General features: G+C 71.3%; 22 protein-coding genes. 17 read left to right on the forward strand and 5 right to left on the reverse strand.

All coding sequences use genetic code 11. The features are described from left to right. Positions 1-59: 59 nt before the first annotated feature. From FHT38_RS16725 to FHT38_RS16735, 3 genes are all read left to right on the forward strand, one after another. Positions 60-1,535 carry a hypothetical protein gene (locus FHT38_RS16725; protein ID WP_183492609.1) on the forward strand — a complete coding sequence of 492 codons (1,476 nt, stop codon included), beginning with the start codon at positions 60-62 and terminating at the stop codon, positions 1,533-1,535. A 153-nt stretch (positions 1,536-1,688) separates the two neighbouring features. Further along, a complete protein-coding gene (locus tag FHT38_RS16730; RefSeq protein WP_183492610.1) occupies positions 1,689-2,600 on the forward strand; it encodes a class D beta-lactamase in 912 nt (303 codons plus the stop codon). Between the two features lie 52 nt (positions 2,601-2,652). Beyond that, positions 2,653-3,144, forward strand: coding sequence for a copper chaperone PCu(A)C (locus FHT38_RS16735; RefSeq protein WP_091725875.1), 492 nt, complete (start codon positions 2,653-2,655; stop codon positions 3,142-3,144). A gap of 15 nt (positions 3,145-3,159) precedes the next feature. Here the strand turns inward: FHT38_RS16735 and FHT38_RS16740 are convergent, their stop codons facing one another. Then, on the reverse strand, positions 3,160-4,098 hold the full coding sequence (locus FHT38_RS16740; protein ID WP_183492611.1) for a LysR family transcriptional regulator: 939 nt from the start codon (positions 4,096-4,098) through the stop codon (positions 3,160-3,162). A 150-nt stretch (positions 4,099-4,248) separates the two neighbouring features. On the opposite strand from FHT38_RS16740, the gene FHT38_RS16745 reads away from it, so the two are divergent. Continuing rightward, positions 4,249-5,289 carry a zinc-binding alcohol dehydrogenase family protein gene (locus FHT38_RS16745; protein ID WP_183492612.1) on the forward strand — a complete coding sequence of 347 codons (1,041 nt, stop codon included), beginning with the start codon at positions 4,249-4,251 and terminating at the stop codon, positions 5,287-5,289. 245 nt (positions 5,290-5,534) lie between these two features. Next, entirely contained in the window at positions 5,535-6,512 is a 978-nt protein-coding gene (locus FHT38_RS16750; RefSeq protein ID WP_091725887.1) for a hypothetical protein, read from the forward strand. A gap of 9 nt (positions 6,513-6,521) precedes the next feature. On the opposite strand, the gene FHT38_RS16755 is transcribed toward FHT38_RS16750, so the two are convergent. Then, positions 6,522-7,607 carry a zf-TFIIB domain-containing protein gene (locus FHT38_RS16755; protein WP_091725892.1) on the reverse strand — a complete coding sequence of 362 codons (1,086 nt, stop codon included), beginning with the start codon at positions 7,605-7,607 and terminating at the stop codon, positions 6,522-6,524. Positions 7,608-7,757: 150 nt separating this feature from the next. On the opposite strand from FHT38_RS16755, the gene FHT38_RS16760 reads away from it, so the two are divergent. Then, entirely contained in the window at positions 7,758-8,381 is a 624-nt protein-coding gene (locus tag FHT38_RS16760) for a phasin family protein (RefSeq protein ID WP_183492613.1), read from the forward strand. 155 nt (positions 8,382-8,536) lie between these two features. Next, positions 8,537-9,166: a PEP-CTERM sorting domain-containing protein gene (locus FHT38_RS16765; protein ID WP_091725900.1), complete on the forward strand. Its 630-nt coding sequence runs from the start codon at positions 8,537-8,539 to the stop codon at positions 9,164-9,166. A gap of 134 nt (positions 9,167-9,300) precedes the next feature. Here the strand turns inward: FHT38_RS16765 and FHT38_RS16770 are convergent, their stop codons facing one another. Next, positions 9,301-10,797, reverse strand: a complete 1,497-nt coding sequence (locus FHT38_RS16770; RefSeq protein ID WP_183492614.1) for a carboxypeptidase M32 — start codon at positions 10,795-10,797, stop codon at positions 9,301-9,303. A gap of 86 nt (positions 10,798-10,883) precedes the next feature. Continuing rightward, positions 10,884-11,366, reverse strand: coding sequence for a YqaA family protein (locus FHT38_RS16775; RefSeq protein ID WP_091725908.1), 483 nt, complete (start codon positions 11,364-11,366; stop codon positions 10,884-10,886). 21 nt (positions 11,367-11,387) lie between these two features. Between FHT38_RS16775 and FHT38_RS16780 the strand changes: the two genes are divergently transcribed. The 10 genes from FHT38_RS16780 to ruvC all read left to right on the forward strand — a co-directional run bounded on the left by FHT38_RS16780 (position 11,388) and on the right by ruvC (position 21,724). Beyond that, positions 11,388-12,290 (forward strand): ABC transporter substrate-binding protein, encoded by a 903-nt coding sequence (locus tag FHT38_RS16780; RefSeq protein ID WP_183492615.1) that lies wholly within the window; start codon positions 11,388-11,390, stop codon positions 12,288-12,290. A gap of 86 nt (positions 12,291-12,376) precedes the next feature. Continuing rightward, positions 12,377-13,471: a tRNA dihydrouridine synthase DusB gene (gene dusB / locus FHT38_RS16785; protein WP_183492616.1), complete on the forward strand. Its 1,095-nt coding sequence runs from the start codon at positions 12,377-12,379 to the stop codon at positions 13,469-13,471. Then, positions 13,468-13,701: a helix-turn-helix domain-containing protein gene (locus tag FHT38_RS16790; protein WP_091725921.1), complete on the forward strand. Its 234-nt coding sequence runs from the start codon at positions 13,468-13,470 to the stop codon at positions 13,699-13,701. Before dusB ends, FHT38_RS16790 begins: the two co-directional genes overlap by 4 nt. Positions 13,702-13,818: 117 nt before the next feature. Then, entirely contained in the window at positions 13,819-15,399 is a 1,581-nt protein-coding gene (gene purH, locus FHT38_RS16795) for a bifunctional phosphoribosylaminoimidazolecarboxamide formyltransferase/IMP cyclohydrolase (RefSeq protein WP_183492617.1), read from the forward strand. 361 nt (positions 15,400-15,760) lie between these two features. Next, positions 15,761-16,282 carry a porin family protein gene (locus FHT38_RS16800; RefSeq protein ID WP_147240250.1) on the forward strand — a complete coding sequence of 174 codons (522 nt, stop codon included), beginning with the start codon at positions 15,761-15,763 and terminating at the stop codon, positions 16,280-16,282. Positions 16,283-16,492: 210 nt separating this feature from the next. Further along, on the forward strand, positions 16,493-17,902 hold the full coding sequence (locus FHT38_RS16805) for a coniferyl aldehyde dehydrogenase (protein ID WP_183492618.1): 1,410 nt from the start codon (positions 16,493-16,495) through the stop codon (positions 17,900-17,902). Then, positions 17,899-19,542 carry a GMC family oxidoreductase gene (locus tag FHT38_RS16810; RefSeq protein WP_183492619.1) on the forward strand — a complete coding sequence of 548 codons (1,644 nt, stop codon included), beginning with the start codon at positions 17,899-17,901 and terminating at the stop codon, positions 19,540-19,542. The genes FHT38_RS16805 and FHT38_RS16810 overlap by 4 nt, the downstream gene beginning before the upstream one ends. A gap of 9 nt (positions 19,543-19,551) precedes the next feature. Then, positions 19,552-20,181, forward strand: coding sequence for a 1-acyl-sn-glycerol-3-phosphate acyltransferase (locus tag FHT38_RS16815; RefSeq protein WP_091725938.1), 630 nt, complete (start codon positions 19,552-19,554; stop codon positions 20,179-20,181). Beyond that, positions 20,178-21,164, forward strand: coding sequence for a phosphatidate cytidylyltransferase (locus tag FHT38_RS16820; RefSeq protein WP_183481893.1), 987 nt, complete (start codon positions 20,178-20,180; stop codon positions 21,162-21,164). The genes FHT38_RS16815 and FHT38_RS16820 overlap by 4 nt, the downstream gene beginning before the upstream one ends. 11 nt (positions 21,165-21,175) lie before the next feature. Then, complete coding sequence (ruvC, locus tag FHT38_RS16825; protein WP_091725944.1) at positions 21,176-21,724, forward strand: crossover junction endodeoxyribonuclease RuvC; 549 nt, start codon at positions 21,176-21,178, stop codon at positions 21,722-21,724. A gap of 16 nt (positions 21,725-21,740) precedes the next feature. Here the strand turns inward: ruvC and FHT38_RS16830 are convergent, their stop codons facing one another. Then, a complete protein-coding gene (locus tag FHT38_RS16830; RefSeq protein ID WP_091725949.1) occupies positions 21,741-22,247 on the reverse strand; it encodes a cupin domain-containing protein in 507 nt (168 codons plus the stop codon). Positions 22,248-22,383 lie beyond the last annotated feature (136 nt).

The raw sequence follows: 22,383 nt of genomic DNA on the forward strand, positions 1-22,383 counted from the left end.
ACGCCCGTTACGCCGATGCCGTCACACCGACCGCGCGGCCCGCGCAGAATGCGCCACCCATGACTGTTGCCATCGTTTCCTCCGCGCCCGTCGCCGACGGCGTCACGCATCGCCTCCAGCTGCTGCCGCACGGCCTGCGCATCGACGGCCTGCCCGAGCTGCGCAACCGCCTGCTGCCGCGCCTGCTGGCCGCGCTGCTGCAGGCGCACGAGCAGGGCCTGGCCCGCGTCGACAGTCCCTGCTCGCGCGCCGAGCTGCGCGAGCGCATCGCCGGCATGGCCGAGCTGCATCGCACCCAGGTCTGGCGCGCGCTGGCGCTGCTGGACGACGGCCCGCTGGCCGCGCTGATCGAAGCCAGCGCCCGCAGCAGCGGTCCGTTCTGGCTGAATGCCCCGCTGCTGGCGCGCTGCCAGGTCGAGATCGACGGCGAGCCCGCCGCCGGCGAAGCCCTCGCGCGCTGGCTCGGCCAGCAGCGCCCGGTGCGCGCGCCGGCCGCCGCGCCGCTGCTGCCGCTGGCCTATGCCGAGGCGCTGGCGCGCGCCGACTACCTGCTCGACCGCGGCGAGCTCTACCCCGCCCGGCTCGCGCTCCAGCAAGCCGCGCCGCACGTGCCGGAGGGCGACGACGCCGCGGCCGCCGCGCTCGGCCTGCGCCGCGCCCGCATCGCGCGCCGCCTGGGCGACTGGGCCGCGCTGCAGGATGAGCTGCGCGAACTCGGCCAGGCCCTCAACCACGGCCGCCTGCCGAGGCTGGAACGCCGGCAGCTGCGCGCCCGCGTCGCGATCCTGGCGGCCTGGCACTGGTACGGCAGCCTCGGCCAGGCCGCGCCGGCGCTGGACAAGCTCGACGAGGTCGACCCCGAGGCGCTCGCCAGCGACTCCACCCTGCGCTGCGATCACGGCAACCTGCGCGGCATCGTGCTGCGCGAACTCGCCCTGGCCCGCGGCGACGCGGCGCTGGCGACGCAGTCGCTGGCCAGCCTGGGCGACGCGCTGCGCGCCGCCTCGCTGGCCGGCCTGCCCGACGCGCTGCAGGTCTGCGCCGCCAATTTGTCCAACACGCTGGGCCAGCTCGTCGAGGCCGGCCTGCTGCCCGCCGCAGGCCCCGGCATCGAGGACGCGCTGCGCTGGCTGCTGCTGAGCGACGCGCTGTGCGCGCGCTGGCAGCTCGGACGCAGTTCGTTGCTGAACACCATCTTCCTGCTGCGCCTGGCGGCGCTGGGCCGGCTGGACTTCGCCGCGCTCCAGCGCCTCGCTTCGGCGCAGGGCCTGCCGCTGCCGGCGGTCTCCTTCAACGACCTCGCGGCCCAGCGCTGGGCCTCCTGCCGCGCGCGCCACTCGCAGATCCCCGCCGACCAGCGCTGCGCCTTCCTGTTGCTGTGGGCCCGCCATGCGCTCGACGAAGGCGACGCCTTCAGCGCCACCGACCTGGTGCGCCAGGCCCGGCTGCAGGCCCGCAAGCTGCGCGACGAGGACGCGCGGCGCCGCTACCTCGACGAGGCAGAGACGCTGATGCCGCGCACCCGCCGCGCCTGAGCCGAAGCAATCCATCGCAGCGCCCGCGCAGCGCGGGATCGACCGCGCCGAGGTCGCAGGCTGCCGGCGCAACGCCCGTAACCGCACTTCGACGCGGCGCCGCGCGGCGGACTCCGGACACTGGCGGCCTCGATCACCGCACGGAGTTCCTCCATGACCCTGTCCCGTCTGTCGACCGGCGCCCTGCTCGTCTGCCTCGCGCTCACCGCCTGCCGCGCCTCGTTCGCACAGGGCGGCGCGACGCCCACTCCAGCCCCGTCCGCCACGACCTCCGCGCCCGCCGCCCTGGCCGTCGTCCCCGCCGACCAGCGCGAGCGCTGGGAGACCCGCCCGGAGTTGCAGCGCCATTTCGCCGAGCTCGGCACCGCGGGCACGATCGCCGTGCTCGACACCCGCGCGCATCGCTGGATCGCCTCGGACAGCGTGCGCGCCTTCGAGACCTTCCTGCCCGCCTCGACCTTCAAGATCCCGATGTCGCTGATCGCGCTGGAGACCGGCGCCGCGGTCGACGAGACGCAGCCCTTCAAGTGGGACGGCACCGAACGGCGGATCGCCGACTGGAACCGCGACCAGACGCTGGCCTCGGCCTACCGGGTCTCGGCGGTGTGGGTGTTCCAGTCGCTGGCCCGGCAGGTCGGCCAGCCGACGGTGCAGCAGTTCCTGCGCGACTTCCGCTACGGCAACGCGATCGCGGGCCCGGTCGGCGATCGCTTCTGGCTCGACGGCGACCTGCGCATCTCCGCGGTCGGCCAGGTGGAATTCCTGCGCCGCGTGCATGACCGCGCGCTGCCGCTGTCCGACCGGACCTACGACATCGCTCACAAGGTCCTGCTGCGCGAGCAGGGCCCCGGCTGGCGGATGTACGCCAAGACCGGCTGGGCCGATGACGCCCGGCCGCGGCCGATCGGCTGGTTCGTCGGCTGGGTCGAGCAGGACCGCGACCCGCGGCCGGTCTACTTCGCGCTCAACCTGGACATGACCGATGCGGCTTTCGCCCCGCGCCGCGAGGAGATCGCCAAGCGCGTGCTGCGCGCGCTCGGCGCGCTGGAGCCCGCCAGGCCGTGAGCGATCGCCGATACTCGCCCGATCGCCGACAACCCCGATTGGACGCCCCCCGATGAAGTCCCCCGCTCTCGCCCGCGCCGCCCTCCTTCCCCTCCTGCTGGTCGCCGGACTGGCCCAGGCCCAGGTCGTCGTCAGCGACGCCTGGGTCCGCGCCACGGTGCCGCAGCAGAAGTCCACCGGCGCCTTCATGCAGATCAAGTCGCCGACGGACACGAAGCTGGTGTCGATCAGCTCGCCGGTCGCCGGCGTGGCCGAGGTGCACGAGATGGCGATGGACGGCAACGTGATGCGCATGCGGCCGGTCAGCGCGCTGGCGGTGCCGGCCGGCAAGCCGGTGGACCTGAAGCCGGGTGGTTATCACGTGATGCTGATGGAGCTGAAGGGCCCGCTCAAGACCGGCGACGCGGTGCCGCTGACGCTGGTCTTCGAGGGCGCCGACAAATCGCGCTCGACCGTCACCGTCCAGGCGCCGGCCCGGACCGGCCCGGTCACCGCCCCCGACGCCAAGGACCCGCACGCGGGCCACGGCGACCACAAGCACTGAGCGCGCGACCGCGGCTCAGGGGCGCCGCAGCCCCTGCGCGAGGTGATCCACCAGCGCCTTGAGCCGCAAGGGCAGGAAGCGCTGGCTGGGCATCAGCGCATGCAGCGGCATCGGACGGCCGACCCACTCGGGCAGCACCTCCACCAGCGCGCCGCTGGCCAGGCTGTCGCGGATGTCGAGGTCGCTCTTGTAGGTGAGCCCCCGCCCTTCGAGGGCCCACTGGTGGGCGATGCCGCCATCGTCGGCGGTGCGCCGCCCCTGCACCGACACCTCCACCGGCGCCGCCTGCATCGCGTCGCGACGCCAGAAGCGCCACTCGCGCTCCAGCCGGTCGCCGATCTTGAAGCGGATGCATTCGTGCTGCGTCAGCTCGCCGGGATGGGTGGGCCGTCCCTCCCGCTTCAGGTAGTCCGGCGACGCGACCAGCAGCCGGCGTCCGTCATGGAGCTTGCGCGCCACCAGCCGCGAGTCGGCCAGCTCGCCATACCGCAGCGCCAGGTCCACCTCGTCGCGCACCACGTCCTGCAGCGCGTCGCCGACGCTGAGCTGCAGTTCGACGCCCGGGTGGCGGTCGAGGAAGCTGTCCAGCAGCGGCAGCAGCACCCGCCGCGTCAGGTCGCTGGACGCGCTCAGGCGGATGCGCCCGCGCAGGGCCGCCTGGCTGCCGCGGCCCTTGCCCGCCGGGCCCTCGCCCTCGGACACCAGCGCCAGGCCCTCGTCGAGCAGCTCCAGCGCCCGCTGCGCATAGTCCCGCAACCGCTCGCCGGCCATGGTCAGCCGCAGCGCCCGCGTGCTGCGCTCGGCCAGCCGCACGCCCAGCCGCGCCTCCAGCTTCTTCAGCATCGCGCTGGCCGCCGCTGGCGTGATGCCCATCTCGCGCGACGCCGCCGTCAGGCTGCCGCCCCGCGCGCACTCGATCAGCAGGCGCAGCTCGGCGGTGTTCTCGATGTCCATGAGCCGTCCTCCTCGGGGAATCTTCAATCCAGGCTTGAAACTGATAGCCATTCAGCAGACTTCATTGATTCTGCCCAAGCGCGCACCATCCGTCCCCTGCGGATCGTCATCCCCTCTTCCTGTCTCCCAATCCTTAAAAGGAGTCGTCTCATGAAAGCCGTCGGCTACTTCCAGTCATTGCCCATTACCGCGTCCGAGTCGCTGCTCGACCTGGACCTGCCCCTGCCCGCCCCCGGACCGAAGGACCTGCTGGTCGAGGTCGCCGCGGTCGCCGTCAATCCGGTGGACACCAAGATCCGGGTGCGCCGCGCCAGCGCCGACGGCACGACGCCGGTGATCCTGGGCTGGGACGCGGTCGGCACGGTGCGCGCGATCGGGCCCGAGGTCAGCGGCTTCGCCGTCGGCGACCGGGTCTGGTACGCCGGCGACATCACCCGCCCCGGCAGCAATGCGCAGTTCCAGTGCGTCGACCACCGCATCGCGGCCCGCGCGCCCACGACGGTGAGCGACGCCGAGGCGGCCGCGCTGCCGCTGACCGCGATCACCGCCTGGGAACTGCTGTTCGACCGCCTGCAGGTGCAGCAGCAGGCGGACCGTCCGGTCAGCCTGCTGGTCACCGGCGCGGCGGGGGGCGTCGGCTCCATCCTGGTCCAGCTGGCACGACGCCAGACCCACCTGACCGTCGTCGGCACCAGCTCCGAGCCGGAGGGCGAAGGCGGCCGCTGGCTGCGCTCGCTGGGCGCGCATCACGTGATCAACCACCGCGAGCCGATCGCGCCGCAAATCGCCGCCCTGCAGCGCGACGGCGCGCCGCCGCTGCGCTACGTCACCAGCCTGACCCACACGCCGCAGCACTTCCCAGGCCTGGTCGAGGCCCTCGAACCGCAGGGCAAGCTGGCGCTGATCGATGACTTCGGTCCGGGCGACATCGACGTGATGGCACTGAAGGGCAAGTCGCTGTCGCTGCACTGGGAACTGATGTTCACGCGCAGCATGCATGTGACGCACGACATCGCCGCCCAGGGCCGGCTGCTGGCCGAGGTCGCGGCGCTGGTCGACGCGGGGCAGCTGCGCACGACGCTGGCCGACGTCGTCGGTCCGATCTCCGCCGAGCACCTCCGGCGCGCCCATGCGCTGCAGGAGAGCCAGCGCCAGCGCGGCAAGCTGGTGCTGCAGGGCTGGCCCGCCTGAACGGGGCCTGAGCGCGGCCTGAACGTCGGGGCCGCGAGGTCCGCGTTGCGCGCATGCCGCACTTCTCGTCACAGTTGTGACGTCTTACCGCCCCGGCCCGCCGGGGCGTTTTCATTGGCGCGCGGCTCGGGAAAACCTCCAGTGCGCGACGGCCTCGCGCAGGCGATACCTGCGGCCTCGGACGCCACGACGCGTCCGGCGAATCAACAACGGCCGACCACGGCCATGCAGAGCGAGGGATCGTCATGAACATCCGCAAGGTCCTGGCCGCCGTCCTGCCGGCGGCCCTTCTGTGCGCCGGCGCCTCGGCCACCGCCGCCACCATCGGCGTGATCCTGCCGGGCAGCTACCCGAGCACGGCGCAGGCCGAGGAACTGCAGCTGGGCATGACGCTCGCGCTCAAGACCTGGCCCGGCGACGCGGCGCCCAAGCTGGTCATCAAGGACAGCGGCTGCGACGCCCGCAAGGCCGACGCGATCTCCCAGGAATTCATCAAGGCCAAGGTGGACCTGGTGCTGGGCAACTGGTGCGAGATCAACGCCGGCGCCGACGCGCTGAAGGCGGCCGGCATCCCTTTCATCTCCAGCAATGCCGAGCGGGTCAAGGACCAGGACCTGCAGCTGCAGCTGGGCCGCATCGAGCTCAATGCCGGCGAGAAGATCGCCGCCGACCTGCGCCGCCAGACCGGGCTGCGGATCAGCGCGCGGACCTCGTGCTGGATGGACTTCGACGCGACGCTGTCCGAGCGCGTGGACGCGGTGCTGTGTCCGGTGCTGACGGTCGACCGCGGCCGCTGGGACCAGGTGGCCAACACCTACGGCGCGGCCTTCCGCAAGCCCTTCACCGCCTCGGCCGCGCGCGGCTACGCGGCGATGGAGGTGGCCTTGAACTACCTGCGGCGAGCCAAGGGCATGAAGCCCGCGGCGGCGCTGAAGGAGACCCAGGCTATGGCCACGCTGCTGGGCCCGGTGCCGACGCTGGACGCGCCGGCGCCGACGACGGCGCTGCAGCTGGTCTTCCGCCACGACCTGCCCAAGCTCAATCCGCAGCAGTCGCAGACGCTGGACAAGCTGGTCAAGACCAAGGGCTGCGCCTGCCCCGGCGGCACGCTGCGCAACGGCTGCCCGCGCGACTCCGGTCCGTGGGGCGAGCTGCCCTTCGTCGTGCGCGGTGGCGGCACACCGCCGGCCTGCACCAAGCCGATCGGGCTGCTGGAACTCTGAGCGGCCCGCTCAGCGCAGCAGCAGCGCGGCGATCCGCAGCGCGATCTCCACCAGCGTCGGCGGCGAGCCGCCGCTGGATTCGGGCCATCCGGAGCTCGGCCATTCGCGGGCGCCTCCGCGGTCGCGGCGGGCGTTCTCCCGGTCGTAGCGTTTCTCGTAGTCGCCTCGCCAGAAGTGGCCATGCTTGCCGCCCGCCGGATCGCTGGGAGTGACATAGGAGGCCAGCCGGCGGCGGCGTTCCTGCTCCACCTCGTCCTCGGCGACGCGCCCGTCGTGCTCGAGCGCATCGAGCAAGGGCCCGAGTTCCTCCAGCGACGGCACCACCACCGCGTGATGGCAATGCCCGCAGCGCGTCTCGCGCGTCGGATCCATCGGTGCGCCGCAGCCGCGGCAGGCCCAGCCGACCGGCTTGCCGCCGCTGGGCATCAGCAGCGGCTCCGAGGGCGAGCGCCGGCGCAGCGCGTTCGTCAGGCGCGGCATGTCGATCATCACCAGCGGGCTCCGGCACCACGGGCAGTCCTCGCCCTTGCCGTCGGCCGGGCCACCGCAACTCAGGCAGCACAGCTGGCGCCGCTCCGCCTGCAGCGCGCCGCGCTCGGCGGGCAGCAGCGGCCGCACCAAGCCGCGCTCGGCCAACATGCCGGCCTGGCTGTGCAGGTGGCCGCCGCAACCACCGCACTCCAGCACCGGGAAGCGCCCGTAGCGCGTGAGATTGCGGACCTCCTTCAGCGCCTTCGCGCAGAGCGGGCAGGCCCGGCTCGGCGCGTGCGGCACGTCCGCCTGGCGCAGCCGGTGCAGGTCGCGCAGCAGCTGGATCCAGGCGGCCGGGGACAGGTGCACCGACTCGCGCGCGTCGAACCACACCAGTCCGCAAGGGCCGCAGTGGTCGATGTCGACCGTCGCCGGCGCGTGATGCCCGGGCAGGCTCAGGTGGCGCATCGGGGCCCGGCACTGCGGGCAGTCGACCAGCGCGCCCTTGCGCAGCGGCAGGTCGGGGTCCATCGCCAACGGCGGCAGCGGCGGGGGCGCCTCCGGCACGGTGTCGGGGAAGTCGTCGCCCGGGCGGCGGCCTGGGGTGGTGGTCGGCAAGGACATGGCCGGGATTCTGGTCCATGCGCCGTTCGCCCCGATGGGGGGTTGCGCACGTCAGGCGCGTCATCGTGACGCGCGGCACGCGCCCTATAGTCCGGTTCTCGACGAGCGGCGGAGGTCAACGCCGCCGCCCCGCGACGACAAGGAACGCCCATGGTCAAGAAGCAACAGAAGACGGCCGCCCCGAAGCCGGCGAAAGGCCGCCGCAAGGACGCCGCCTCGGCGAAGGTCGCGGACACGCCGTTCGCGGAGCAGGTCAAGGCCTCGGCGCAGCAGATCTGGTCGGCGGGCCTGGCCGCCTTCGCCAAGGCGCAGGACCAGGGCGGCGCGATGCTGGACAAGCTGTCCGGCGACAGCGCCAAGGCCCAGGACCCGATGCGCGGCGCCGGGGAGAAGCTCGACAGCGCCGCGCGCCGGATGAGCGACCTGGCCGGCGAGGTCGGCAGCCGCGCCGGCCAGCACTGGGACAAGCTGGAATCGATCTTCGAGGACCGCGTCGCGCGCGCGCTCGCCCGGCTGGGCATGCCGGCGGCGGAAGAGGTCGCCCGGCTGCAGGCCCGCGTCGAGGCGCTGGCCGCCGAGGTCGCGATGCTGCGCGCCCAGGCAGCGCCGGGCGCGAAGGCCCAACCGGCCAAACCGGCCAAATCGCGCAAGGCCGAATCCGCCAAGTCCGAATCCCCAAAAACCGAATCGCCCAAGACCAAGGCGCCCAAGGCCCGGACGGTCCAGGCGGCCAAGTCGACCAAGGCGGCCAAGCCTCGCGCACGCACCGCCTGACCCCTTGAAGCGGCGCGCGTGGCGTGCGAAACGTCACGAATCGTTTCGGCATCCCCAGCGCACAGGGGGATGGCAGGCGGCGGGCGGCCTCGAACAATTCGACACAAGCGCAGACCTCCTGCGCGCCCCTTGTCGAACTTCCGAGTCCCGCCGCCATGAAGCGTCTGATTGCAGCCTCCCTCCTCGCCGCTCCGCTGTTCGCGTTGGCCGCGCCCGTCAACCTGGTCAACAACGGCAGCTTCGAGTCGACCGTGATCGGCAATGGCAGCTATGCCATCGTCAACAGCGTCGTCGGCTGGACCGTCGGCCCGCACGGGCTGGAAATCCGCAACAACGTCGCCGGCTCGGCCTTCAACGGCAGCAACTTCACCGAGCTGGACACCACCACCAACAGCTGGATCAGCCAGACGCTGAACACGGTGGCCGGCGCCTCGTACACGCTGAGCTTCGCCTACACCAACCGCCCGGACAACCAGGGCGCGGTGAGCAACGGCCTGACCTGGCAGATCGGCGACCTGAGCGGCAAGGTCGGCAACAACACCGACACCACCTGGCAGACCTTCAGCACCACCTTCACCGGCACCGGCAGCCCGATGACGCTGCGCTTCGGCGCGACCGGCCGCAGCGACTCCTACGGCACCTCGCTGGACAACGTGGTGGTGTCGACGCTGAGCGCCGGCGGCAACGCCTCCGCCGTGCCGGAACCGCACAGCCTGGCGCTGATGCTGGCCGGCCTGGGCGCGATGGGCTTCGTTGCCCGCCGCCGCAAGGGCGGCAAGGCCTGACACCAGGACAAGCGGGTCCTCGACGACTCGTTGGGAGCGCGACGTGGGGTAGAGACCGCGGACGCGCACGGAGACAAGGGCACCCCACGGGGTGCCCTTTCTCTTGGGCGGCGCGATGGCGCGCGCCCGGCGCCTCAGCCCAGGTAGCGCGTCTCCAGGTGGCGGCGGAAGTGCGCCGGCGCCAGCGCCTCGCCGCTGGCGCGTCGCACCAGCTCCGGCGTCTCCCAGCGGCTGCCCTGCGACCAGATGCGGTCCTTGAGCCAGTCGAAGACCGGCGCGAGCTCGCCGCGCGCGATCTCCTCGTCGAGCGTCGGCCGCTCGCGGCGCATCGTCGCGAACCACTGCGCCGCGTACATCGCGCCCAGCGTGTAGCAGGGGAAGTAGCCGAAGAGGCCGCAGCCCCAGTGCACGTCCTGCATGCAGCCGTCCTTGTAGTTGCCGCGCGTGTCCAGGCCCAGCAGCTCCTGCATCTTGCGGTCCCACAGCGCGGGGATGTCCTCGACCTCGATCTCGCCCTCGATCAGCGGGCGCTCGATCTCGTAGCGCAGGATCACGTGGGCCGGGTAGGTGACCTCATCGGCGTCGACGCGGATGTAGCCCGGCGCCACGCGCGTCATCAGCTTGTGCAGGTTGTCCGCGGCGAATCCGCGCTGACGGCCCAGGTGGCGCTCCACCAGCGGCTGCAGCAGGCCGGCGAAGCCGGGATGCGCGGCCAGCTGCATCTCGAAGGACAGGCTCTGGCTCTCGTGCAGACCCATCGAGCGCGCCCGGGCCACCGGCAGCCCCAGCCACGCGCGCGGCAGGTTCTGCTCGTAGCGGCCGTGGCCGGTCTCGTGGATGGTGCCGGTCAGGCTCTGCAGGAAGCTGTCGTCGCGGTAGCGCGTGGTCATGCGCACGTCCTCGGGCACACCGCCGCAGAACGGATGGGCGCTCTCGTCCAGCCGGCCGGCCTCGAAGTCGAAGCCCAGCAGCTTCATCGCGTCCAGTCCGAGCGCCCGCTGCGCGGCCGCCGGGAACGGCCCCTGCGGGTGGATGACGCTGTCGCGCGCCTGGCGGTCCATGACCTGCCCGATCAGCCCCGGCAGCCACTGGCGCAGGTCGCCGAAGACGCGGTCCACCTCCGCCGAGCGCATGCCCGGCTCGAACTGGTCGAGCAGCGCGTCGTAGCGGCTCAGGCCCGCGTCGTCGGCGAGGTACTGCGCCTCCTCCCGCGCGTAACGCACCACCGGGCGCAGGTTCTCGACGTAGCCGGCCCAGTCGTTGGCCGGGCGTTGCTGGCGCCATTGATGCTCGCAGTGCGAGTTGGCCAGCGAGCGCGCCTCGACCAGCCGCTGCGGCACCGCGTTGGCCGAGCGCCAGACGCGGCGCATCTCGCGCAGCGAGGCGCGCTGGACATCGTCCAGCGGCTCCTGCGCCGCCTCGTCGAGCAGCTGCTTCAGCGCCGGGTCGGTGCCCAGCTGGTGCAGCAAGCCGTCCATCTCGGCCAGCGCCTGGGCGCGGGCCTGCGCGCCGCGCGACGGCATGAAGGCGGACTGGTCCCAGGACGCGATCGACTGCAGGTGGGACAGACGGTGGATGCGCTGGTGGCGCTGGCACAAGGCGTCATAGGCCGGGGTGCGGGGGGTGCTCATGGCGGGGTCTCCTGTCGGTGCCCCGCATTGTGCAAGCGTCGGCGCAGGGTCCCTCCAGTCACGTCCGGCCGGGCGCGGCGCCGCGCTCAGTCCAGCATCGCGACACCCACCGAGGTCATCAGCAGGTAGCGGGCGAACTTGCCGATCGCCATGTAGCCGACGCAGGGCCAGAACGGCAGACGCAGCCAGCCCGCCAGCGCGCACAGCGGGTCGCCGACGATGGGCAGCCAGCTCATCAGGCAGGTCTTCGCGCCGAAGCGTCGCAGCCAGCCGAGCACCCGCTGGTCGCGCGGCGAGTGATGCACGGCCGCCTCGTAGGCGCGCTCAGCGCCGTAGCCCATCCACCAGGTGATCGCGCCGCCGAGGGTGTTGCCGACCGTGGCCACGAGGATCGCCGGCCAGAAGAGCTCCGGCTTCGCATGCACCAGCAGCAGCACCACCGGTTCCGATCCCATCGGCAGGAGCGTCGCCGACACCAGCGCCACGACGAACACCGCGCCCAGGCCCACCTGCGGGAGAGCCAGGGTCTCCAGCATCAGGTGAATCATGTGTTGCAGCCAAGCTTCCATGCGTGGGATTATCTGAAGACCATGTCCTTGCGCCGCCTTGCCGTCTCGTCGTTCGCGCTGATCGGCCTGGCCCTCGCGGGTCCGGGGCACGACGGCCGCCTGTCCCCGGCCGCGACCGCGCGGGCGCAGACCGCCCCGCCGGCCGCTTCCGCACAGGCAAGCGCGGCGCCCGGTCCGGCCAACCCGCTGCCGCCCATCCCGGGCTGTCCGCTGCTGGTGGCCTCGGGCAACCCCCAGTACCCGCCCTACCTGTGGCGCGACCCGGCCGACGAGCAGAAGCTGGTCGGCGCCAATGCCGACCTGATGCAGTGGCTCGCGGCCGAGATCGGCATCCCGGTCGAGACCCGCTACGTCGGCCCCTGGGGCCGGGTGCAGGAGGAGATGCGCGCCGGCCGCATCGACCTGATCGCGGGCGCCTTCTTCACGCTGCCGCGCACGGAGTACATGGACTACTTCCACCCGGCCTTCCGCGAGACGCGCAGCGTGATCTGGACCCGCAGCGCCGCACCGGTGGCGTACAAGCGCTGGAGCGACCTCGCGCCCAAGCTGGGCGTCACGGTGATCAACAACAGCTTCGGCGTCGAGTTCGACAACTACGCGCGCCAGTCGCTCAAGATCAGCCAGGTCGCCAGCATCGAGCAGGCGATCCAGATGCTGCAGCGCGGCCGGGCCGACTACCTGATCTACGAGGACACGCCGGCCGAGGCCTATGTCGCGCGCAACGGCGGGCCGGCGATCCAGCCGCTGCTGCCGGCGATCGCGCGCGAGGGCCTGTACCTGACGCTGTCCCACCGCTCGCGCTGCAACACCCCCGAGCTGCGCGGCCGCCTCGCCCGCGCGGTCTACAAGCTGTCGCAGGAACGGGTGATGAACCGGCTGGTCGAGCAGGGCTTCGTGCTCTGGCGCAAGCAGCCGTCGCCCTGACGGCCCCACCCGCCGGAGGGATCGGGAGGGGAAGCCGGAGCGGTATACTTCTGCCTCTTTTTTGTGCAGCCTCCGCACCGCTCCCGATGTCCACGCCGCTGCCCGGCACGCTCACGCTGGGTTCCTTCGTCCTGCCGAACCGTCTGTTCGTCGCCCCGATGGCGGGCGTGACCGACCGGCCCTTCCGCGTCCTGTGCAAGAAGCTGGGCGCGGGCTACGCGGTCAGCGAGATGGTGACCTCGCGCAAGGACCTGTGGAACAGCCTGAAGACCTCCCGCCGCGCCAACCATGAGGGCGAGCCGGCGCCGATCTCGGTGCAGATCGCCGGCACCGACGCGGCCATGATGGCCGAGGCCGCCGCCTACAACATCGACCGCGGCGCGCAGATCATCGACATCAACATGGGCTGCCCCGCCAAGAAGGTCTGCAACAAGTGGGCGGGCTCGGCGCTGATGCAGGACGAGGCGCTGGCGCTGCAGATCGTGGAGGCCGTGGTCGCCGCCTGCGTGCCGCGCGGCGTGCCGGTGACGCTGAAGATGCGCACCGGCTGGTGCCAGGCCGAGAAGAACGCGGTGGCGCTGGCCCGGGCGGCGGAGTCCGCCGGCATCGCGATGGTGACCGTGCACGGCCGCACCCGCGAGCAGGGCTACACCGGCCACGCCGAATACGACACCATCGCCGCGGTCAAGGCCGCGCTGCGCATCCCGGTCGTCGCCAACGGCGACATCGACACCCCGCGCAAGGCCCGCGAAGTGCTGGCCGCCACCGGCGCCGACGCGATCATGGTCGGCCGCGCGGCGCAGGGGCGGCCCTGGATCTTCGCGGAGATCGCGCACTTCCTCGCCACCGGCGAGGAACTGCCGGCGCCCCGCGTCGCCGACGCCAAGCGCTGGCTGGTCGAGCACCTGCACGACCACTACGCGCTGTACGGCGAGCTCACCGGCATGCGCAGCGCGCGCAAGCACATCGGCTGGGCGGTGCGGGCGCTGCCCGGCGGCGAAGACTTCCGGCGCCGCATGAACGCGCTCGAGACCTGCGACGACCAGGTCCGCGCGCTCACCGACTGGCTCGATGCGCTGGCGGCCCACCACGAGCGCCTGCCCTACGTGCCGGCCGCCGATGACGCCGCGAACGACGGACAACACCAAGACGAAGACCAAGAAAGAAGGCTCACGGCATGACGCCCAAACCGATCGACTCCTGCATCCGCGAAAACCTGGAGGCCTACTTCCGCGACCTCGGCGGCGAGGCGCCGCACTCGATGCACGAGATGCTGATCCGGCTCGTCGAGAAACCGCTGCTGGAGGTCGTCATGCAGCACAGCGACGGCAACCAGAGCAAGGCCGCCGAGTGGCTGGGCATCAACCGCAACACCCTGCGCCGCAAGCTCGTCGAGCATAAGTTGATCTAAGACCACCCCTACCGGCTTCCGCCGGCCCCTCAAGGGGCGAGCGCAGGAGCCCGGCCAAGCCGGATCTCCGCGTTCCGCTTGGTCACACCCGAATCCCCCCGCATCGAAGGAATGTTCATGGCCCAACTCACCGCCCTGATCTCGGTCTCCGACAAGACCGGCATCGTTGAATTCGCGCAGGCGCTGCATGCGCTGAACGTGCGTCTGCTGTCCACCGGCGGCACCGCCAAGCTGCTGGCCGACGCCGGCCTGCCGGTGACCGAGGTCGCCCAGCACACCGGCTTCCCCGAGATGCTGGACGGCCGCGTCAAGACGCTGCATCCGAAGATCCACGGCGGCCTGCTGGCGCGCCGCGACCTGCCCGAGCACGTCGCCGCGATCCAGCAGCACGGCATCGACACGATCGACATCCTGGCGGTGAATCTCTATCCCTTCGAGTCCACCGTCGCCAAGCCCGGCTGCACGCTGGAGGACGCGATCGAGAACATCGACATCGGCGGCCCGGCCATGGTCCGCAGCGCGGCCAAGAACTGGAAGGACGTGACGGTGCTGACCGACGCGTCGCAGTACGCGCAGGTGCTCGAGGAACTCAAGGCCCACGGCAAGACCAGCGACAAGACGCGCTTCGCCGCGTCGGTGGCGGCCTTCAACCGCATCGCGCAGTACGACGCGGCCATCAGCAACTACCTGAGCGCGCGCCTGGACGACGGCTTGCTGGCCGAGTACCCGGCGCAGATGAACAGCAGCTTCGTGAAGGTGCAGGACCTGCGCTACGGCGAGAACTCGCACCAGACCGCCGCGCTCTACCGCGACCTGTATCCGGCGCCCGGCTCGCTGGTGACCGGCAAGCAGTTGCAGGGCAAGGAGCTCAGCTACAACAACATCGCCGACGCGGACGCCGCCTGGGAATGCGTGAAGAGCTTCGACACGCCGGCCTGCGTGATCGTCAAGCACGCCAATCCCTGCGGCGTGGCGGTCGCGGCGAACGCCGCCGACGCCTACGCCAAGGCCTTCAAGACCGACCCGACCAGCGCCTTCGGCGGCATCATCGCGTTCAACCGCGAGGTGGACCGCGCGGCGGCCGAGCTGGTGTCCAAGCAGTTCGTCGAGGTGCTGATGGCGCCGTCCTTCAGCGCCGAGGCGCGCGAGATCTTCAAGGGCAAGGTCAACGTGCGCCTGCTCGAGATCGCGCTGCCGCCGGGCGGCGCGCGCCCCTGGGACCAGGGCCGCAACGCGCAGGACGTCAAGCGCGTCGGCTCGGGCCTGCTGGTGCAGACCGCCGACAACCACTTCCTGTCCAAGGCCGACCTGAAGGTCGTCACCACGCTGCAGCCGACGGCGCAGCAGCTCGATGACCTGATGTTCGCGTGGACCGTCGCGCAGTACGTCAAGAGCAACGCGATCGTGTTCTGCGGCAACGGCATGACGCTGGGCGTGGGCGCGGGCCAGATGAGCCGCATCGACTCGGCGCGCATCGCGTCGATCAAGGCGGAGAACGCCGGCCTGGCGCTGACCGGCTCGGCGGTGGCCAGCGATGCGTTCTTCCCGTTCCGCGACGGCCTGGACGTGCTGGCCGACGCGGGCGCCTCCTGCGTGATCCAGCCGGGCGGCTCGATGCGCGACGACGAAGTCATCGCCGCGGCCAACGAGCGCGGCATCGCGATGGTCTTCACCGGCGTGCGCCACTTCCGCCATTGAGCGCCTGCGCCGGGGCCGGGTCTTGCCCGCCCCGCGCGCACTCCGCGCCGCTTCAGGCCCGGCCCTCGCGCCGGGCCTTTTGCTTGGCGCGTCATCGTCGCCGGTGCCGTCGCGGGTGGCGCATCCCTGACGCATCTCTGCCGTTAAGACTGCATCAATGCATGTACGTTCTGCAGAGCGGACCCACTCTGATTGGGGATGCGGAACCTAGGCACCCACTCATTTGCGTCGCGGGCCTGCAACTCCGTATGCACTTTTTTACCGGAGCGTGACCTCTTCCATTGACCGGCCAAGTGCGGCGTTGATACCTTTCGCCCCCGCATCGCCGAGATGCGATTTTTCTTTAGAGAGAAGTATTCGAATGACCAAGATTTCCGCCATCGTCGCCGCCGCCCTGCTGGCCGCCGGCGCCGCTCAAGCCCAAACCGCGACCGCCAACCCGTTCTACGGCGAAGTCGGCTACACCTTCATCAAGCTGAAGGCTGACGGCGCGTCGATCAAGCCGGGCCTGATCCGCACGATCGTCGGCTACGAACTGCACCCGAACGTCGCCCTGGAAGGCATGTTCGCCTTCGGCGCGTCCGACGACACCGTCGACGGCGTGAAGTACAAGGTCACGCGCAGCGTCGGCCTGTTCGTGACCCCGAAGTACGCCTTCGACCAGTTCGAAGTGTTCGGCCGCCTGGGCTACGCCGACAGCAAGATCAAGGCTTCGGAAGCCGGCGTCTCGGCCTCGGACAGCGACGGCAGCTTCGCCTACGGTCTGGGCGCGAAGTACAACTTCGACAAGTCGTTCTACGGCGCCGTGGACTACATGCGCTACTACAAGAAGGACGACGTCAAGGCCGACGGCTTCACGCTGAGCGTGGGCTACCGCTTCTGATCGTCGCGATCGCCTCGCGCGATCCGACCGGGCCCTCATCGGCCCGAATTGAAAGCCCGGCTCCGGCCGGGCTTTTTCTTTTTGCGCGCCGGCACGCACCGGATCCGCCGCGGCTAGTCGCGCCCCTCTAGCCCAGGGTCGACGCGCTTGGCCCGCCACGCGAATGCGCATAGCCTTCGGCTCATTCCAAGCATCCGGCGGAGACACGCGATGGACCAAGCCCTGCACGAGCGCCTGCACCTGATCCTGGAGCAGCAGCGCGCGGCCTTCGACCGTGAACGCCTGCCCTCGCTCGCGCAGCGTCGCGACCGGCTGGAGCGGCTGCGGCGCATGACCGCCACGCATGCGCAGGACCTGGCCGAGGCGATGTCCCGGGACTTCGGCCACCGCTCGCGGCACGAGAGCCTGCTGGCCGACCTCTTCACCGTCGAGTCCGGCGCACGCCACGCGATCCGGCACCTCAAGCGCTGGATGGCCGTGCGTCGCGCGCCGACCGCGCTGCACTTCCTGCCCGCATCCAACCGCCTGATGCCGCAGCCGCTCGGCGTGGTGGGCATCGTCGCGCCCTGGAACTATCCGTACTACCTGGCGATGGCGCCGGCGCTCGCCGCGCTGGCCGCGGGCAACCGCGTGATGATCAAGCCCTCGGAGCTGACGCCGGCGACCTCCGAGCTGATGGCGCGGCTCGTCGCCCAGCACTTCGCGCCCGACGAGATGACCGTCGTCACCGGCGACGCCGAGGTCGGCAAGGCCTTCACCCACCTGCCCTTCGATCACCTGTTCTTCACCGGCTCGACGCCGGTGGGCCGGCTGGTGGCGCAGGCCGCGGCGCAGCGCCTGACGCCGGTGACGCTGGAGCTGGGCGGCAAGTCGCCCGCGATCGTCGACCGCAGCGCCGATCTCGCGCTGGCCGCCGAGCGGATCGCCTTCGGCAAGCTGCTCAACGCCGGCCAGACCTGCGTCGCGCCGGACTACGTGCTGGCGCCCAAGGAGCTGGTGCAGCCGCTGGCCGACGCGATCGTGGCGGCGGTGCGGCGCTTCTATCCGCGCATCGACGGCAACCCCGACTACACCGCCATCGTCAGCCCGCGCCACCATGCGCGGCTGCGCGGCCTGCTGGACGAGGCCCGCGCCCGCGGCGCGACGCTGCGTCCGACGCACGACGAGGCACCGGCCGATCGCCGCCTCGTGCCCACGCTGCTGCTGGGCACGACGCCCGACATGACGGTGATGCGCGAGGAGATCTTCGGCCCGCTGCTGCCCATCGTGCCCTACGGCCATGTGTCCGAGGCGATCGCGCAGGTCAACGCCGGCGACCGCCCGCTGGCGCTCTACTGGTTCGGCGAGGACCGGGCCGCGCGCGAGGACGTGCTGGCCCGCACCGTGGCCGGCGGCGTCACCGTCAACGACTGCATCTGGCACCTGGGCCAGGAGGAGCAGCCCTTTGGCGGCGTCGGCGCCAGCGGCATGGGCGCGTATCACGGCGTGTGGGGCTTCAACACCTTCAGCAAGCTCAAGCCGGTCTTCCTGCAGACGCGCTTCGCCGGCACCCGGTTGTTCCATCCGCCCTATGGCCGGACCTTCGACCGCCTGCTCGGCCTGCTGAAGAAGATCACATGAGCGCCGCGGACCGCGTCGACGCCGACATCGTGATCGTCGGCGGCGGCTCCGCGGGCGCGGTGCTGGCCAGCCGGCTCAGCGAGGACCCCGCCTGCCGCGTGCTGCTGCTGGAAGCCGGCAGCCGCGGCGACGGCTGGATCACGCGGACGCCCTTCGCCGGCGTGCTGCAGGTCGCGGCCAAGCTCAACAACTGGGGCTTCGAGACCGTGCCGCAGGCCGGCCTGAACGGGCGGCGCGGCTACCAGCCGCGCGGCAAGGCGCTGGGCGGTTCCTCGGCGATCAATGCGATGGTCTACACGCGCGGACATCGCAGCGACTACGACGCCTGGGCGGCGGCGGGCAATCCGGGCTGGGGTTACGACGAGCTGCTGCCGTACTTCGTGAAGGCCGAGCGCAACGCGCGTTTCGGCGCGCCGTGGCACGGGCAGGACGGCCCGCTGCGCGTCGGCGACCTGCGCACCGACAGCCCGGTGCACGCGGCCTGGCTAGCCGCCGCGCGTGAATGCGGCCATCCGGTGCGCGAGGACTTCAACGGCGACGACATGGTGGGCCTGGGCGTCTACCAGGTCACGCAGCACGAGGGCGAGCGCTGGAGCGTCGCCCGCGGCTACCTGCATCCGATCCTCGGCCAGCGGCCCAACCTGCGCGTGGAGACCGGCGCACGCGCGCTGAAGCTGGTGCTGGAAGGCCGGCGCGCGATCGGCGTGGAGGTGCTGCAAGGCGGCCAGCGGCGGATGCTGCGCGCGGCGCGCGAGGTGCTCGTCTGCGCGGGGGCGCTGCAGTCGCCGCAGCTGCTGATGTGCTCGGGCATCGGCGACGGCGCCGCGCTGCAGGCGCTGGGCCTGCCGGTGGCGCACCACCTGCCGGGCGTCGGTCGCAACCTGCACGACCATCCGGACTTCGTCTTCGGCTACGCCTCGGACCGGCTCGAACTGGCCGGGCTGTCGCTGCGCGGCGGCTGGTCCTTCCTCCAGCAGGCCCGGCGTTACCGCCGCGAGCGGCGCGGCCTCGTCACCAGCAACTTCGCCGAATGCGGCGGGTTCCTCTCGACGCGCCCCGGCCTGCCGGCGCCCAACGTGCAGCTGCACCTGGTGGTGGCGCTGGTGGAGGACCATGCGCGGCGACTGCACCTGGGCCATGGGATGTCCTGCCACGTGTGCCTGCTGCGTCCGCGCAGCCGCGGCGCCCTGACGCTGGCGAGCGCCGATCCGCTGACCGCGCCGCGCATCGATCCGGCCTTCCTCGACCACCCCGAGGACGTGCGCGAGCTGATCGAGGGCTACAAGCTGACGCGCGACCTGATGCGCGCGCCGGCGATGCTGGCGCTGTGGCGGCGCGAGCTGTGGAGCGCCAACGTCGGCGACCACGGCAAGGGCAACGGCTCCGGCTCTGGCAACGACGACGACCAGGCGATCGAAGCGCTGCTGCGCGCGCGCGTCGACACCGTCTATCACCCGGTGGGCACCTGCCGCATGGGCGCTGACGCGCTGGCGGTGGTGGACGAGCGGCTGCGGGTGCGCGGCCTGGACGGGCTGCGCGTGGTGGACGCGTCGATCATGCCCAGCGTCGTCAGCGGCAACACCAACGCGCCGGTGGTGGCGATCGCCGAGAAGGCGGCCGCGATGATCCAGCAGGGATAATCGCGCCCCATGGTCCTTGCCGAAATCACCGGCCTGTTCCTGTCCTGGCTGGCGCGCCTGATCACCGGCGCCCAGGGACACTGGAAAGGCTGCCCGCCGACGTCGGAACAACGCATCTACTTCGCCAACCATCAGAGCCATTTCGACTGGGTGCTGATCTGGGCCTCGCTGCCCGGCGAACTGCGCGCGCGTACCCGCCCGATCGCCGCGCGCGACTACTGGACGAGCTCCGCGCTCAAGACCTGGCTCACCACCGCCGTGTTCAACGCCGTCTACGTCAGCCGCACCCGCGCCACGCCGGACGAGGATCCGCTCGAGCCGCTGGTGGACGCGCTGCAGGGCGGCGACTCGCTGGTCATCTTCCCGGAGGGCACGCGCTCCAACAAGGGCGCGCCGCAGGCCTTCAAGGCCGGCCTCTATCACCTCTCCGAGCAGTTCCCCGAGGTGCAGCTGATCCCGACCTGGATCGACAACGTCCAGCGCGTCATGCCCAAGGGCGAGGTCGTGCCGGTGCCCATCCTCTGCACCGTCACCTTCGGCGCGCCGATCCGCATCGAGCCCGGCGAGGACAAGCGCGCGTTCCTGGAACGCGCCCGCGCCGCCGTGATGGCGCTGCGTCCGGGAGGGTGGAAGGAATGAGGTGGCTCAAGTCATTGAACACCGGCGAGCAGGTCGCCTTCCTGTTCGTCGTGCTGTTCGGCGCGCTGCTGCTGGTGAGCATCGGCTCGGTGCTGTGGTCGCTGCGCGAGCGGCCCGAGCAGGAGCAGGAAGCCTGGCAGGCGCGCTGGGCGCGGTTCCGGCATGAACTCAACATGGTGTGGGTCGGCGCCTGCCTGTTCTGGGCCGCCTGGGTGTCGGGACCGGTCGGCGCAACGCTGCTGTTCGGCGTGTTCTCCTTCCTCGCCTTCCGCGAGTTCATCACCCTGCTGCACACCCGCCGCGCCGACCACCGCGGGCTGATCATGGCCTTCTTCGTGATCCTGCCGCTGCAGTACGTGCTGGTGGGCACGCGCCACTTCGACCTGTTCTCGGTGCTGATCCCGGTCTACGGCTTCCTGGCGATCCCGGTGGCCAGCGCGCTGGCGGACGATCCCGGCCGCTTCCTCGAGCGCAACGCCAAGATCCAGTGGGGCATCATGGTCTGCGTCTACGGGCTGTCGCACGCGCCGGCGCTGCTGCTGCTGGACATCCCCAAGTACCAGGGGCGCGGCGCCTTCCTGCTGTTCTTCCTGGTGGCGGTGGTGGCCTGCGGGCAGATCGCCCAGGCGGTCGCGACCAGCCGCTTCCGCGCGCGGCCGGTGGCGCGCCGCATCAGCCGCTCGTTCACGATGAAGGCCTGGTGGATCGGCGCGTTCACGGCCGCCGTCGCCGGCGCGCTGCTTTACTGGATCACGCCCTTCAAGGCCGGCCAGGCGGCGATCGCGGCCTTCATCGCGGCCGGGTGCGGCAGCTTCGGCGTCTTCGTGATGCAGGCGCTCAAGCGCGACGCCGGCATCCATGCCTGGGGCAACCGCAGCGCGATCACCGGCGCGGTGGGGCTGCTGGACCGCATCGCGGTCATGTGCTTCGCGGCGCCGGTGTTCTTCCATTCGGTGCGGTGGTACTTCCGCGCCGCGACCTGAGGAGATCCGCCATGCGCATCCTGGGCATCGACCCCGGCCTGCAGACGACCGGCTTCGGCGTGATCGACGCGGACGGGCCGCGCCTGGCCTACGTGGCCAGCGGCACGATCAAGACCAACGCGCTGCCGACCGGCGACCTGCCCGGCCGGCTCAAGATCCTCTACGACGGCATCCGCGAGGTGGTGTCGCGCTACCAGCCGACCTGCGCGGCGGTGGAGATCATCTTCGTCAACGTCAACCCGCAGTCGACGCTGCTGCTGGGCCAGGCGCGCGGCGCGGCGCTGACGGCGCTGGTGTCCTGCGACCTGCATGTGTCGGAGTACACCGCCGTGCAGATGAAGAAGGCCATCACCGGTCACGGCGGCGCGGCCAAGGCGCAGGTGCAGGCGATGGTGGCGCGGCTGCTGGCGCTGCCCGGCGAGCCGGGCAAGGACGCGGCCGACGCGCTGGGCATCGCGATCATGGACGCGCATGCGCGGGTGTCCTTCGACGCGATGAGCCGCCAGACCACGCTGCAGCGGCGCCAGCACGCGCAGTTCAAGGGCTCGCGCACCTACTGAGGCCCAGGGCGGCGCTTCAGGGCTCGTCGTGCCAGTAGTCGAGGTCGCCCTCGCCGACCTTGCGCAGCGCCTCGAACGGGCGGTCGCCGCCGATGCCGGCCTCGGCCATGAATTTGTTGGAGTCGGGATAGACGCAGATCTCGGGCTGCTCCATCGTGCTGATGGACAGGTATTTGATCGGCGCGTCCGAGGTGTTGATGATGTGGTGCGGGTACTCGGGACCGGCGGGGATGAAGATCACGTCGCCGGCCTTGATCGGCAGCCGCTCGCCGGCCACGCGCAGCGTGCCGGAGCCTTCCAGCACGATGAACATTTCCTCCTGCGCGTGATGCAGGTGGTAGGGGCAGGTGGTCTTGCCCGGCTCGACGATGTCGTAGGACGCGCCGAGCTTGCTCGCGGCGGTGCCGCGCGCCAGCCGCGCGAAGCGCGACTCGTACAGCGGCTCCCGCTTGAACGCGGTCAGCTCGACTTCATGGAAATTGCGGATCAGTTGGGCGGCGAGCGCCTGGGCGCGATCGTTCATGCGGGGGTCTCCTTGCGCGACGACGGGGCGGGCTGACTTGAACCCGGGATCGCAGGCTAGCGTGTCCCCCCGTCGTCGGCAAACCCAAGTCAATGACGCCAGCGCGAGGGATTCTTAGCATGTGGCTCTTCCTCCA

This window comes from Mitsuaria sp. BK041, from assembly GCF_014193085.1.
Lineage (GTDB): Bacteria > Pseudomonadota > Gammaproteobacteria > Burkholderiales > Burkholderiaceae_C > Roseateles.

What these genes read in the sequence shown, in the direction of transcription:
- FHT38_RS16725 (WP_183492609.1), top strand. Translation starts at nt 60, where the DNA reads ATGACTGTTGCCATCGTTTCCTCCGCGCCCGTCGCCGACGGCGTCACG.
- FHT38_RS16730 (WP_183492610.1), top strand. Translation starts at nt 1,689, where the DNA reads ATGACCCTGTCCCGTCTGTCGACCGGCGCCCTGCTCGTCTGCCTCGCG.
- FHT38_RS16735 (WP_091725875.1), top strand. Translation starts at nt 2,653, where the DNA reads ATGAAGTCCCCCGCTCTCGCCCGCGCCGCCCTCCTTCCCCTCCTGCTG.
- FHT38_RS16740 (WP_183492611.1), bottom strand. Translation starts at nt 4,098, where the DNA reads ATGGACATCGAGAACACCGCCGAGCTGCGCCTGCTGATCGAGTGCGCG.
- FHT38_RS16745 (WP_183492612.1), top strand. Translation starts at nt 4,249, where the DNA reads ATGAAAGCCGTCGGCTACTTCCAGTCATTGCCCATTACCGCGTCCGAG.
- FHT38_RS16750 (WP_091725887.1), top strand. Translation starts at nt 5,535, where the DNA reads ATGAACATCCGCAAGGTCCTGGCCGCCGTCCTGCCGGCGGCCCTTCTG.
- FHT38_RS16755 (WP_091725892.1), bottom strand. Translation starts at nt 7,607, where the DNA reads ATGTCCTTGCCGACCACCACCCCAGGCCGCCGCCCGGGCGACGACTTC.
- FHT38_RS16760 (WP_183492613.1), top strand. Translation starts at nt 7,758, where the DNA reads ATGGTCAAGAAGCAACAGAAGACGGCCGCCCCGAAGCCGGCGAAAGGC.
- FHT38_RS16765 (WP_091725900.1), top strand. Translation starts at nt 8,537, where the DNA reads ATGAAGCGTCTGATTGCAGCCTCCCTCCTCGCCGCTCCGCTGTTCGCG.
- FHT38_RS16770 (WP_183492614.1), bottom strand. Translation starts at nt 10,797, where the DNA reads ATGAGCACCCCCCGCACCCCGGCCTATGACGCCTTGTGCCAGCGCCAC.
- FHT38_RS16775 (WP_091725908.1), bottom strand. Translation starts at nt 11,366, where the DNA reads ATGGAAGCTTGGCTGCAACACATGATTCACCTGATGCTGGAGACCCTG.
- FHT38_RS16780 (WP_183492615.1), top strand. Translation starts at nt 11,388, where the DNA reads ATGTCCTTGCGCCGCCTTGCCGTCTCGTCGTTCGCGCTGATCGGCCTG.
- dusB (WP_183492616.1), top strand. Translation starts at nt 12,377, where the DNA reads ATGTCCACGCCGCTGCCCGGCACGCTCACGCTGGGTTCCTTCGTCCTG.
- FHT38_RS16790 (WP_091725921.1), top strand. Translation starts at nt 13,468, where the DNA reads ATGACGCCCAAACCGATCGACTCCTGCATCCGCGAAAACCTGGAGGCC.
- purH (WP_183492617.1), top strand. Translation starts at nt 13,819, where the DNA reads ATGGCCCAACTCACCGCCCTGATCTCGGTCTCCGACAAGACCGGCATC.
- FHT38_RS16800 (WP_147240250.1), top strand. Translation starts at nt 15,761, where the DNA reads ATGACCAAGATTTCCGCCATCGTCGCCGCCGCCCTGCTGGCCGCCGGC.
- FHT38_RS16805 (WP_183492618.1), top strand. Translation starts at nt 16,493, where the DNA reads ATGGACCAAGCCCTGCACGAGCGCCTGCACCTGATCCTGGAGCAGCAG.
- FHT38_RS16810 (WP_183492619.1), top strand. Translation starts at nt 17,899, where the DNA reads ATGAGCGCCGCGGACCGCGTCGACGCCGACATCGTGATCGTCGGCGGC.
- FHT38_RS16815 (WP_091725938.1), top strand. Translation starts at nt 19,552, where the DNA reads ATGGTCCTTGCCGAAATCACCGGCCTGTTCCTGTCCTGGCTGGCGCGC.
- FHT38_RS16820 (WP_183481893.1), top strand. Translation starts at nt 20,178, where the DNA reads ATGAGGTGGCTCAAGTCATTGAACACCGGCGAGCAGGTCGCCTTCCTG.
- ruvC (WP_091725944.1), top strand. Translation starts at nt 21,176, where the DNA reads ATGCGCATCCTGGGCATCGACCCCGGCCTGCAGACGACCGGCTTCGGC.
- FHT38_RS16830 (WP_091725949.1), bottom strand. Translation starts at nt 22,247, where the DNA reads ATGAACGATCGCGCCCAGGCGCTCGCCGCCCAACTGATCCGCAATTTC.